11 protein-coding genes and 1 riboswitch are annotated in these 12,267 nt (G+C 63.6%); of the genes, 3 read left to right on the top strand and 8 right to left on the bottom strand.

Annotated elements, in window-relative coordinates:
* Positions 1-13 precede the first annotated feature (13 nt).
* Positions 14-1,108 (bottom strand): 2'-deoxycytidine 5'-triphosphate deaminase, encoded by a 1,095-nt coding sequence (locus FJ974_RS27360; RefSeq protein WP_140533248.1) that lies wholly within the window; start codon positions 1,106-1,108, stop codon positions 14-16.
* A gap of 119 nt (positions 1,109-1,227) precedes the next feature.
* Positions 1,228-1,305, top strand: a riboswitch (SAM riboswitch).
* A gap of 75 nt (positions 1,306-1,380) precedes the next feature.
* Between FJ974_RS27360 and FJ974_RS27365 the strand changes: the two genes are divergently transcribed.
* Positions 1,381-2,571 (top strand): O-succinylhomoserine sulfhydrylase, encoded by a 1,191-nt coding sequence (locus FJ974_RS27365; RefSeq protein WP_140533249.1) that lies wholly within the window; start codon positions 1,381-1,383, stop codon positions 2,569-2,571.
* 20 nt (positions 2,572-2,591) lie between these two features.
* Here FJ974_RS27365 and FJ974_RS27370 read toward each other — a convergent pair whose 3' ends face one another.
* Positions 2,592-3,737, bottom strand: coding sequence for a ceramide glucosyltransferase (locus FJ974_RS27370; protein ID WP_140533250.1), 1,146 nt, complete (start codon positions 3,735-3,737; stop codon positions 2,592-2,594).
* Positions 3,738-3,959: 222 nt separating this feature from the next.
* Here FJ974_RS27370 and apaG point away from each other — a divergent pair, with 222 nt between their 5' ends.
* A complete protein-coding gene (gene apaG, locus FJ974_RS27375; RefSeq protein WP_140533251.1) occupies positions 3,960-4,352 on the top strand; it encodes a Co2+/Mg2+ efflux protein ApaG in 393 nt (130 codons plus the stop codon).
* 184 nt (positions 4,353-4,536) lie between these two features.
* On the opposite strand, the gene FJ974_RS27380 is transcribed toward apaG, so the two are convergent.
* The 3 genes from FJ974_RS27380 to FJ974_RS27390 all read right to left on the bottom strand — a co-directional run bounded on the left by FJ974_RS27380 (position 4,537) and on the right by FJ974_RS27390 (position 7,876).
* Positions 4,537-5,568, bottom strand: coding sequence for an Hsp33 family molecular chaperone (locus FJ974_RS27380; protein WP_140533252.1), 1,032 nt, complete (start codon positions 5,566-5,568; stop codon positions 4,537-4,539).
* 180 nt (positions 5,569-5,748) lie between these two features.
* Positions 5,749-6,660 (bottom strand): ornithine carbamoyltransferase, encoded by a 912-nt coding sequence (gene argF, locus FJ974_RS27385; RefSeq protein WP_140533253.1) that lies wholly within the window; start codon positions 6,658-6,660, stop codon positions 5,749-5,751.
* 16 nt (positions 6,661-6,676) lie between these two features.
* A complete protein-coding gene (locus FJ974_RS27390; protein WP_140533254.1) occupies positions 6,677-7,876 on the bottom strand; it encodes an aspartate aminotransferase family protein in 1,200 nt (399 codons plus the stop codon).
* A 357-nt stretch (positions 7,877-8,233) separates the two neighbouring features.
* On the opposite strand from FJ974_RS27390, the gene FJ974_RS27395 reads away from it, so the two are divergent.
* Positions 8,234-8,752, top strand: a complete 519-nt coding sequence (locus FJ974_RS27395; RefSeq protein ID WP_140533255.1) for a GcrA family cell cycle regulator — start codon at positions 8,234-8,236, stop codon at positions 8,750-8,752.
* A gap of 113 nt (positions 8,753-8,865) precedes the next feature.
* On the opposite strand, the gene FJ974_RS27400 is transcribed toward FJ974_RS27395, so the two are convergent.
* The 3 genes from FJ974_RS27400 to FJ974_RS27410 all read right to left on the bottom strand — a co-directional run bounded on the left by FJ974_RS27400 (position 8,866) and on the right by FJ974_RS27410 (position 12,181).
* Positions 8,866-9,876, bottom strand: coding sequence for a magnesium and cobalt transport protein CorA (locus tag FJ974_RS27400; RefSeq protein ID WP_140533256.1), 1,011 nt, complete (start codon positions 9,874-9,876; stop codon positions 8,866-8,868).
* A 208-nt stretch (positions 9,877-10,084) separates the two neighbouring features.
* Positions 10,085-10,807, bottom strand: coding sequence for a phosphate signaling complex protein PhoU (gene phoU, locus FJ974_RS27405; RefSeq protein WP_140533257.1), 723 nt, complete (start codon positions 10,805-10,807; stop codon positions 10,085-10,087).
* A 108-nt stretch (positions 10,808-10,915) separates the two neighbouring features.
* Positions 10,916-12,181 carry an ATP-binding protein gene (locus FJ974_RS27410; RefSeq protein ID WP_140533258.1) on the bottom strand — a complete coding sequence of 422 codons (1,266 nt, stop codon included), beginning with the start codon at positions 12,179-12,181 and terminating at the stop codon, positions 10,916-10,918.
* Positions 12,182-12,267 lie beyond the last annotated feature (86 nt).

Below are 12,267 nucleotides of genomic sequence, written 5' to 3' on the forward strand. Positions count from 1 at the left end.
TCGGCTGGACACTTCAGCGCGCTGCGCGAAAATGCTTGGAGAGCTTCAGGCCCTGCGCCTGGTAGTTCGAGCCGAGGTCGCTGCCGTAGAGCGCCTGCGGCCGCTGCAGCATGTGCTCGTAGATAAGGCGGCCGACGATCTGACCGTGATCGAGTATGAACGGCACCTCGTGGCTGCGCACTTCCAGCACGGCCCGGCTGCCGCTGCCGCCGGCGGCGGAATGGCCGAAGCCCGGATCGAAGAAGCCGGCATAGTGGACGCGGAATTCGCCGACCAGGGGATCGAAGGGCGTCATCTCGGCGGCGTAGAGCGGCGGCACATGCACCGCTTCCCGGCTGACCAGAATGTAGAACTCGTCCGGGTCGAGCACCAGCTCGCCGGCGCCGCTCTTGTAGAGTGGCTCCCAGAAGTCGATGACATCCTGCGCGGCGCGCTTATCGACATCGATGAGGCCGGTGTGATGCTTGCCGCGATAGCCGACGAGGCCGTCCTTGTCGCCGTCGAGGTCGATCGACAGCGCGATGCCGCCGCCGGAAATGTTGGGCGGCTCGGTGGCGACCAGCATCTCGGCTTGGTGGAGGTCGCGCAGTTCGCTTTCCGACAGCACCGCGTTGCCGGTGCGGAAGCGGATCTGCGACAGCCGCGAGCCGGCGCGCACGACGATCGGGAAGGTGCGCGGACTGACTTCGAGGTAGAGCGGACCGTGATAGCCGGCTGCGATCTTGTCGAACTCGTGGCCGCGATCGGTCATCACCCGAGTGAAGATATCCAGCCGCCCGGTCGAGCTCTTGGGATTGGCCGAGGCGGATACGTTCGCGGGCAGCGCCAGGCTTTCGATCAGCGGCACGATATAGACGCAGCCCGTCTCCAGCACCGAACCCTCGGTGAGGTTGATCTCATGCAGCTTCAGCCGGTCGAGCTTGTCGGACACCAGGTGATCCGGGCCGGGCAGGAAGGAGGCGCGCACACGAAAAGCTTTGTCGCCGAGCCTGAGGTCGAGGCTGGCCGGCTGGATCTGGTCGGTATCGAGCGCGCGCGGCGACTTCAGCGCCCCCGACTGGAACAGCGCCGCGATGTCCTGGTCCGGAAGAATGCCTGTCTGCCGCAAGGGTGGCTCCGCTCGACCGTCGACCGAGGACCTGATTATAGCGGGTTCCCGGCGCCTGGCTGGTACAAACCTCTTAATCAAGCCGGCAATTGACGCAAGCGCGGCGCGGGTCTAAAGGGTCGTTATCCCGTGGTGATTTGGCCGGTCGGCTTGCAGCCACGTTAAACAAGTCGCTAAAGGACCGTTGGCCGCAAGGCCGTATGGACCGGTTGCGACTTTCGCCGCCGGTTTTTTTGTGTCTGGACTGTTCTTTTGCGAGTGGAATTAGGGCGATGAGCACCAAGAAGCGTAACTGGAAGCCTCAAACGGCACTCGTGCATGGCGGGACATTGCGTTCCGGCTTCGGCGAAACGTCGGAGGCCATGTACCTCACCCAAGGCTATGTCTACGAGACGGCGCAGGCGGCGGAAGCCCGCTTCAAGGGCGAGGAGCCGGGCTTCATCTATTCGCGCTACGCCAATCCCACGGTCGATATGTTCGAAAAGCGCATGTGCGCGCTGGAGGGAGCGGAAGATGCGCGCGCCACGGCCTCCGGCATGGCGGCGGTGACCGCGGCCCTTCTTTGCAGCGCTCGGGCCGGCGACCACATCGTGGCGGCGCGCGCGTTGTTCGGCTCCTGCCGCTGGGTGATCGAGACGCTGGCGCCGAAATACGGCATCGAGGCGACGCTGGTCGACGGCACCGACATCGCCAATTGGGAGAAGGCGGTCAGGCCGAACACAAAACTGTTCTTCCTGGAGAGCCCGACCAACCCGACCCTGGAAGTGGTCGACATCGCCGCCGTCGCCAGGCTCGCCAATTCGATCGGCGCCAGGCTGATCGTCGACAATGTCTTTGCCACGCCTTTGCAGCAGAAGCCGCTGCAGCTCGGCGCCCACATCGTCGTCTATTCGGCGACCAAGCACATTGACGGACAAGGCCGCTGCCTCGGCGGCATCGTCCTGTCCGACAAGAAATGGATCGACGAGAATTTGCACGATTATTTCCGCCACACCGGTCCGAGCCTGTCGCCCTTCAACGCCTGGACGCTGCTCAAAGGGCTGGAGACGCTGCCGCTGCGCGTGCGCCAGCAGACGGAAAGCGCCGGCAGGATCGCCGACTTCCTCGCCGGCCGGCCGGAGATCGCCCGCCTCATCTATCCGGGCCGCGCCGACCATCCGCAGGCCGATGTCGTCGGCAAGCAGATGTCGGGCGGCTCGACGCTGATCTGCCTCGACATCAAGGGCGGCAAGCAGGCGGCCTTCGCCTTCCAGAACGCGCTCGACATCGTGCTGATCTCCAACAATCTCGGCGACGCGAAGAGCCTGATCACGCATCCGGCGACGACGACGCACAAGAACCTAAGCGAGGAGGCGCGCGCCGAGCTCGGCATCGGGCCGGGCACGCTTCGCCTGTCGGTCGGACTGGAGGACGCCGACGACCTGCTCGAGGATATCGAACAGGCGCTGAAGTCGGCCGCGTAAGCAGCGCCCCGGGGCGCTGCTCAGGCGACTTCTTCCAGCTCGGTCATTTCCTTGGTGCGGATGGTCATGGCGTTGCCGCGCCATTCGACCGCACCGCCGAGCCAGCCGCGGATCCAGATGGCGGGCAGCATTGCGTCGCGCACGATCATCGCGGTGACGCTGCGCGGCGACAGATACCAGCCCTTGCTGCGGGCCAGCAGGCATTCCGGCAGATAAGCGATGACCAGCACGCATAGCACGGTAGTGGGCAGGCTCACGCCGGCGCTTGCCGCGGCGACCAGCGCCAAAAGCAGCGGCATCATCACGCCGGTCAGGATCTCGGGCGCAAAGAACAGCGGAAAGGTGACACGGCGCAATCGCGCCCAGCGCGCCTGGCGCGACCAGATTTCGTCGAGCCGGCGCTGGCCGAGCGGCTGCTCGAAGGGCGAGGCGACGAGATTGACGTAGAGGCCGAGCCCGTTGACCAGCTTGGTGGCGGCCGCATCCTCGGCGATCTCGGCGGAGAGCGCCTCGATGCCGCCGTTGGCGTCGAGCATCGGCTTGTTCCACAACATGCTCTTGCCCTGGGCGAATCCCAGCCCGAGCGCCTCGCCGGCATACTGCCAGCGCGCCTGCAGCGTGTTGAGGAAGGCGCATTCGACCTCGGCCCAGAAGCCGTCGGGGCGCGAGCCGATCGGAGTCGAGCAGACGAGGCCGGTTTCCGGCCGCCATGCCGCCATCAGATGCTGGACATAGTCCTTTGGCATCAGCACGTTGGAATCGGCGAGGATGACCCAATTGTGCCGCGCCGCCTGCCAGCCCTTGACGCAATTGTTAAGCTTGGGGTTGGCGCTGATCCTGTCATTGCCGATCAGAAGTCGCGCGGGAACGTCAGGATGGCCGGCGATCGCGGCGTTGATCAGCTTGACGACCGGATCTTCTGCGTGCGCGACGCAGAAGATCAGCTCGTAGCGCGGCCAGTCGAGCGAGAAGGCGCGTTGAAGCGTCTCTTTGGTGAACGGCTCGACGCCTCGCGACGGCACGACGATCGAGACAGGCGGCTGGTTGCCGGAGGGCGGCGGGATGACACGGCGCCGCTTCAGTTGCGACGATGCGAGCGCGATGCTGGCGAAATTTGAAAGGAGAAGGGCTGACGAGGTGAAGGCGGCTGCGAGGGTCAGTTCCATCGAGATCTGGTCACTCCGGAAAGGCCACCCGCGGCCGTTTCATCAGTCGACAGGCCGCCCCGAGTCGCCCGCACGGTTTGTGCACACCAACATTGTCATGTGTCACTTAAATGACATTGTTTTTCGGCACGTGCGCTTTGAGGCTGGCAGAATGGAATACGCTTCGCGTAACAACCGCAAAGCGCGACAAAGGTTCCCCTGCCGCGGCAACCGGAGTGGGCCATGTATCGCGCCGTGACGCGCAACATCGAAGTGCTGGTCAGGCCGTTCTATCTGGAGGATCGCTCCGATCCGTCCGAGAACCGCTATGTCTGGGGCTACCAGGTGACGATCGACAACCGCTCGGACGAGTTCGTGCAGCTGATGTCGCGCTACTGGCATATCACCGACGGCCGCGGCCGCGTCGAGGAGGTGCGCGGCGCCGGCGTCGTCGGCGACCAGCCGGAGCTCAATCCCGGCGACAGCTATCAGTATACGTCAGGCTGCCCACTCTCGACGCCGTCCGGCATCATGGTCGGCCACTACACGATGCGTAACCAGCGCGGCGAGACATTCGACATCGCGATCCCCGCCTTCTCGCTCGACCTGCCGGGGACGAAGCGGACGGTGAATTAGCGTTTTTCTCCCCGTGAAACGGGGAGAAATGCCCGGCAGGGCAATGAGGGGCAGCGCCAGACTTGCAAGATTATCGTTCAGGCATGCCGCTCGAGTGAAGGGGCGCGACCATCGCCGGAAGTTGGCGCTGCCCCTCATCCGCCCTTCGGGCACCTTCTCCCCGTGAACGGGGAGAAGAAAGAAATCACTTCGCCGAAAAATCGGCCGGGTCGAAATCGTACTGCGTCGAGCAGAACTCGCAGGCGACATGGATGCCGCCATCCTCGGTGCTGTCCTTGATCTCCTCAGCCGAAAAGCCTTCGAGGATGCCGCGGATCTTTTCACGCGAGCACGAGCACTGGTCGGCCACCGGAACGCTGCGGAAGACGCGCACGCCATGTTCGTGGAACAGCCGGTAAAGCAAGCGCTCGGCGCCGACCGTCGGATCGATTAGCTCCGTCGGCTCGATGGTGTTGAGCAGCGCCAGCAATTCCTGCCAGGAATTGTCGGCCGGCTCCGGCGCCACCTCGCGCGGATCACCGTCGCCGCCTGAAATATCGGGCACCCGCCTGCGCTCCGGCGCCTGCGGCAGGAACTGCGCCAGGATGCCGCCGGCGCGCCATTGCTCGCGCGCGCCGCCGGGGCCGGGCGTCACCAGCTTGGCCACCGACATTCTGAGATCGGTCGGGATCTGCTCCGACTGACGGAAATAGGTGCGCGCTGCGTCCTCAAGCGAGGTGCCGTCGAGCTGGACGATGCCCTGATAGCGCTGCGTGTGCGAGCCCTGATCGATGGTCAGCGCCAGAACGCCAGCGCCGAGCAGCTTCTGCTGCGAGGTTTCGCCGCTGGCGATCAGCGCCTGCAGCCGCTCGGCGTCGAAGCGCGCATAGGCGCGCAACGCATGCGGCGTGGTGAAATCAGCCACCAGCATGTCGACCGGCCCGTCGGTGCGGGTCTGCAGGATGAACTTGCCCTCAAACTTCAGCGACGTGCCAAGCAGAACCGTGAGCACGCAGGCTTCAGCCAAAAGGCGGGCGACCGGCTCCGGATAGTCGTGACGGCTGAGGATGGCGTCGAGCATCGGCCCGAGCTGCACGGTGCGGCCGCGAACGTCGAGCGGCGCTACCTCGTAAGGCACGACATGGTCGTCGCCGGCGTAGCCGAATTCGCCGAGTTTGGGTCGATGCTCAGCCAATGAATGCGTTTCCAACATGACAATACTCCGGGGCGCGGCCATGCCACCGGTTAAGCGGCATGCATCGAAGCGCGTTCAATTTACGTGATGGCCCGCAAATAGGCATCACGTATTCCCGGATCAAGGCGACATATCCCCGGATCAAGTTGCCGGATCAGGCGGCAAGGCACTTCAAACACCAAGGCACTTCAAACACCAAGGCACTTCAAACACCGAGGCACTTCAAACACCAAGGCACCAGGCCAGCACCGCCTTCTGGGCGTGCAGCCGGTTCTCGGCTTCGTCGAACACCACCGAGTGCGGCCCGTCGATCACCTCGTCGGTGACCTCTTCGCCGCGATGCGCCGGCAGGCAATGCATGAACAGCGCATCGGTTTTTGCCCTGGCCATCAGCGCGGCGTTGACCTGATAGGGCAGGAAGACGTTGTGGCCGCGGGCGCGATGTTCCTGGCCCATCGACACCCAGCTGTCGGTGACGACGCAATCCGCCTGGTCGACGGCCTCTTCGGCCGAACGGGCAAACCTGATCCTGCCGCCATTGGCCTTGGCCCAGTCGACATGCTTCTCGACCGGCTCGCTGCCTTCTGGCACCGCGACATTGAGGTTGAAGCGAAACCGCGCCGAGGCTTCCAGCATCGAATGCAGCACGTTGTTGCCGTCGCCGGTCCAGGCGAAGGTCTTGCCGGCCACCGGACCGCGATGCTCCTCGAAGGTCATGATGTCGGCCATCAGCTGGCACGGGTGGGTATCGTCGGTCAGCCCGTTGATGACCGGAACGGTGGCGTTCTCGGTCAATTCGATCAGCCGGTCATGCGAGGTGGTGCGGATCATGATGGCGTCGACATAGCGCGACAGCACCTTGGCGGTATCGGCGATGGTCTCCGAACGGCCGAGCTGCATCTCGGTGCCGGTCAGCATGATGGTCTCGCCGCCGAGCTGGCGCATGCCGACATCGAAGGAAACGCGGGTGCGCGTCGAGGGCTTGTCGAAGATCATGGCCAGCACCTTGCCTTCGAGCGGCTTCGACCGCTCGCCGGCTTTCAGCCTTGCCTTTCGCACCACCGCATCGTCTAGGATGAAACGCAGGTCGCCTTCGGAAACGGCGGATAGATCGGTGAAGTGACGGACGCTCATCGGCAAGATTCCAGAATTACTTGGCGGCTTCGGCGGCGATGGCGTCGGCCAGGCCGCGGGCGCCGGCGCGTATGCGGTCGAGCGCCTCGCCGATCTCGGCGTCGGTGACGGTGAGCGGCGGCAACAGACGAATGACATTGTCGCCGGCGGGCACGGCAAGCAAGTGCTGATCGCGCAGCGCCATGTTCACCTTGGTGTTGGGCATGACGCATTTCAGCCCGAGCATCAGACCGGTTCCCCTGATGCCTTCGATGACGTCTGGAAATTCGTCGGCGACCGCAGCCAGACCCTGCTTCAGAAGCAGCGCCTTGTGCTGCACGTCCTCGAGGAAGCCGTCTTCCAGCACGACGTCGAGCACGGCGTTGCCGACTGCCATTGCCAGCGGATTGCCGCCGAAGGTGGTGCCGTGCACACCGGCGGTCATGCCGACCGCGGCCTGGTTGGTGGCGAGGCAGGCGCCCATCGGGAAGCCGCCGCCAATGCCCTTGGCGATCGCCATGATGTCAGGCGTGACGCCCGTCCATTCATGCGCGAACAGCTTGCCGGTGCGGCCGATGCCGCATTGGACCTCGTCGAAGATCAACAGCAGGCCGTGCTGCTCGCAGAGCTGCCTGAGCCGCTTCAGCGACTGCGTCGGCACCGGGCGGATGCCGCCCTCGCCCTGCACCGGCTCGATCAGGATCGCTGCGGTCTCTGGCGTGATCGCCTTTTCAGCGCCATCGATGTCGTCGAAAGCGACCTGGTCGAAGCCCTCGACCTTGGGGCCGAAGCCTTCGAGATATTTATACTGGCCGCCGGCGGCGATCGTCGCCAGCGTGCGGCCGTGGAAGGCGCCTTCGAAGGTGATGATGCGGAAGCGCTCGGGATGGCCGTTGACGAAATGATAGCGCCGCGCCGTCTTGATGGCGCATTCCAGCGCCTCGGCGCCGGAATTGGTGAAGAACACCTTGTCCGCGAAGGTCGCTTCGACCAGCCGCTCGCCCAGCCGGCGCTGCTCGGGAATCTCATAGAGATTGGAGACGTGCCAAAGCTTGGCGGCCTGCTCGGTGAGCGCGGCGACCAGATGCGGATGGCTGTGGCCGAGCGAATTGACGGCGATACCGCCGGCAAAGTCGAGATATCGCTCGCCCTTGTCGGTGACCAGCCAGGTCCCCTCCCCGCGGTCGAAGGCCAGGGGTGCGCGAGCAAAGGTCTCGTAAAGCGCCGAACCGCTCATTATATGCGTCTCCGGAACCGGAAATCAAAAAAGCCGCCAATGCGGCGGCCTTTGCGGCTTATCATGTTTTTCGGCCATGAAGTCAACGAAAACGTCGCGCAGAAGCGCGCGGCAAGGCTCCGACGGCACGCCGGCTCATCAGTGGACCGGCAAGTTGGGGAAAACCGAAAAAACCGATTCGTGTTGCCTTCGGGACTCTTGTCACCGAGTCAGCGCTTAAGGTATTTGTAGTCGAGAAATAACTAGATTTCGTGCGGCGGACCTAATCACCCGGTATATGTGGTGTTGTTTGCCCGGCGAGAGCCGGGGGCGGGAAAGGATTCTGACTGCCGTACGCCTCAGCAGGAGCGCGGTCTCATGAACTGGTCTGACGAGCGGGTCGAACTTCTCAGGAAATTGTGGTCGGAGGGCCTGAGCGCCAGCCAGATTGCCGCGCAGCTTGGCGGAGTGAGCCGCAACGCCGTCATCGGCAAGGTGCATCGCCTGAAATTGTCGGGCCGCGGTCGCACGACTGCCGCCCCGGCGCGCCAGAAGAAGACGGCGCAGGGCGCCTCGATGCAGAAATCCGTAGCGCGCGCCGCAAGCGCGTCACGCCATGTGACGGCCTCGATCGGCGCGACCGCCTTGCAGATACAATTCGATGCAGAGCCCGTGGCCCGTCACTACATCCGGCCGGTCGAGAACGTCGTCGTGCCGATCTCGCGCCACCTGGCGCTGGTCGAATTGACCGAGCGTACCTGCAAGTGGCCGAACGGCGATCCGCTGTCGGAAGATTTCAGCTTCTGCGGCAACGATGCCGCCGAGACCGGGCCTTACTGCAAATATCACGCGCGCTTGGCGTTCCAGCCGGCCGCGGAGCGGCGCCGGGCGAGGTGAGCGATGTGAGTAGTGAGTAGTGAGTAGTGAGTAGTGAGTAGTGAGTAGTGAGTAGTGAACGAGGATGCGGTATGTTCTCACTAACCACTACTGACTAATCACTACTCACTACGTCACAACCACCCATTCTTCCTAAACCGCCAGTACAGGAACGAGCAGATCAGCGCGATCGCCAGCAGCACCATCGGATAGCCGTATTCCATCTTCAGTTCCGGCATGTTGGTGAAGTTCATGCCGTAGATGCCGGCAAAGGCCGTCGGTACCGCCAGAATCGCGGCCCAGGAGGCCAGTTTCTTGGAAATCGCCGTTTCCTGGCTCTGCCCGACCAGCAGGCTTGCCTCGAAGGCGAAGGCCAGAACCTCGCGCAGGCTGTCGATCTTTTCCTGCACGGTGCGGATGTGGTCGGTGACGTCGCGAAACAGCGGATGCATGGCGACATGGATCTGCGGCAGGTCGGCGCTGGTGAGGCGCCGGCAGACCTCGACCAGCGGAAGCGCCGCATTGCGCAGGCGCAGGAGGTCGCGACGCAGCATGTAGAGCCGCTCGATGTCGGCGCCGGTCATCGGCTTCAGCAGCACCTTGTCCTCGATCTGCTCGACCTCGTCCTCGATCTGCTCCAGCACGGGCATGTAATTGTCGACGATGAAATCGAGAATGGCGTAGAGGACGAAATCCTCGCCCTTGGCCAATGAATGCGGGCAGCTTTCCCAGTGCTGGCGCACGGCGGCATAAGAGGTCGACGGACCGTGCCTGACGCTGACGATATAGCCGGTGCCGACAAACAGATGCGTCTCGCCGAAAGTGACGCGGCCGTCGATCAGCTGGGCGGTGCGGGCAACGATGAACAGGGCGTCGCCATACTGCTCGATCTTGGGCCGCTGATGCGGATGCTCGGCATCCTCGATCGCCAGGTCATGCAGATGAAACTGCGCCCGCACCCTGAGCAGCAGGTTGCGATCCGGCTCGAGCAGGCCGATCCAGACGACATGACCGGGCTTTTGCGCCCATTCGCCGGCCTCTTCGATCGGAATGTCGGCGACGCGCTTGCCGGCGGTGTAGACGCTGGAGGCAATGATGCCCGATGTCGGCTGCGGGGCCGGGGTCAGGTTTCGAACGTTTTCCATCGCAAACCTCCCGAAACGGCGGCTGGCAAAGCTTCAGCGCCTGTAGGAGCTTAGCCTAAATTAGAAGGCCGTTCGAGGGGGCAGCCCTTCACTTAGAGCGGTTCAGCGTTTGATAGAATCGCTGACCCGCTCTAAGAGTTTGCTTTGACGCAATTCCGGACGGAAAACCGCTACGCACTTTTCCTGGAATTGCTCTAGCCGATACCACTCACTTGGCCGATACCACAGCGGAAACCACGACCTGATCAGTCTTGTCGCCCTTCGGCCGCTCGGCCGGCATCTGGTCGCCGGTGACGATGTAATAGATGGTTTCGGCGATGTTGGTCGCGTGGTCGCCGATGCGCTCGATGTTCTTGGCGCAGAACAGCAGATGCGTGCAGGGCGCGATGTTGCGCGGATCTTCCATCATGTAGGTCAAAAGCTCGCGAAACAGCGAGGTGTACATGGCGTCTATCTGGTCGTCGCGGTCGCGAACGAAGCCGATCTTCTCGACCGAGCGCGACGCATAGATGTCGAGCACTTCCTTCAATTGCGTCAGCGCCAGATCGGCCAGCGCCTCGAGGCCGCGAAACAGGCTGTTCGGCTGGCGGCCGTCGACCGCCGCGACGCGCTTGGCGACATTCTTGCCGAGATCGCCGACGCGCTCGATATCGGCCGATATGCGAATGGCGCCGACGATCTCGCGCAGGTCCGTCGCCATCGGCTGGCGCTTGGCGATGATGACGATCGCCTTGTCGTCGATCTCGCGCTGGCCTTCATCGAGGATGATATCGTCCTGGATGACCTTCTGGGCGAGGCCCTGATCGGCGTTGACAAGGGCAGCGACCGCCTGTTCGACCATGCGCTCGGCATGGCCGCTCATCGCAGCGATGCGCTTCGACAGGAATTTCAGTTCTTCGTCATAGGCACTGATGATGTGGACGGACTGCATGGAAATGCCTTCCTGGTATTTGCCGGCTGAGTCGCTCCCTCAATCTGTCGCTGATACGCGAGCCGGATGACAGAAAGAAGAAAATACCAGTTGGCAACCGATACAGGATCAGCGAGCCGGCAAATGAACTGTAAACGCCGCGCCCTTGCCGACTTCCGACTTGATCGACAGCCTGGCATTGTGACGAGTCAATATATGCTTGACGATCGAAAGCCCAAGGCCGGTGCCTTTCTGGGTGCGGCTGTTCTCGACATCGACACGGTAAAAGCGCTCGGTGATGCGGGGAATGTGCTCTTCGGCAATGCCGGGGCCATAGTCCGTTATGGTGACGTCGAAGCCCGGCTCCTGGCCGGCCCCGCTGTGGGCAATGGCTACGGTGACGTGTCCGCCTGACTGACCGTATTTGCAGGCATTCTCCAGAAGGTTCTCGAAAACCTGGAAGAGCTCGTCGCGATCGCCGGGCACGGAAAGCGGCCCATCGATGAAATCGCGCTCGATGACGACGCCGTTGTCGCTGGCCAGCGGACCAAGCGAATCGATGACGCTGTCGATGGTCTGACGCAGATTGACCTCGGTTCCCGGCTTCAGATAGGGCTTCATCTCCAGCCGCGACAGCGAAAGCAGATCGTCGATCAGGCGTGCCATGCGGCCGGTCTGGTTCTGCATGATCTGCAGGAACTGGTCGCGCGCCGCCGCATCGTTGCGCGCCGGCCCGCGCAGGGTCTCGATGAAGCCGGCGATCGAGGCGAGCGGCGTGCGCAGCTCGTGACTGGCATTGGCGATGAAGTCGGCGCGCATGCGGTCGATGCGGCGCGTCTCGCTCTGATCCTTGAAGACCAGCACGTAGAGATCGGTGGCATGACCGACCGAGGATGCGCTCACCCGGTAGGTCCGCTCGACCGGAAGTTTTTCGGTGTAGTCGACGGCATCGGAGGCAAGCTCGCCGGAAAGGATGCTGTCCAGCAAAGCCTGCATTTCCGGCGCTCGGAATTTCAGCGCCAAGGACATGCCCGGCGCCAGCCCGCCGAAGGCGGCGAAGGCCGCCGCGTTGACGTGCACGATGATGGCGGAACGGTCGAAAATGATCAGTGGATCGGCGACGGCGGCGGCGAGATATTCGCCGGAGAGCCGCTGCAGCCCGCTTGCCTCGATCGCCGCCGCATCATCCGAGGACTGACCCTCGACATCGGTGGGCAGCATTGCCGCCCCGACCAGAGCGGCCAAGGCCAGCAGCGGCACATAGATCGACATGCCGGCGAAACCATAGACGGTCAGGACCCCGACAATGCCGGCACCAAGCAGCCAGCGGCCGCGCCACAGCCGGGCTGCAACGGCTTGCCTGGCGCTGTCGCCTTCCGTGCTCGTCTCCGCCATGCGCTGCCCCGCATTCCGCTCTGCCGGCCGGCGGACCTTCCACCGGGCCGACCCGGCGCATGGCCTTGCGAAAATCGGGATCGATT

The organism is Mesorhizobium sp. B1-1-8 (genome assembly GCF_006442795.2).
Taxonomy (GTDB): Bacteria; Pseudomonadota; Alphaproteobacteria; order Rhizobiales; family Rhizobiaceae; genus Mesorhizobium.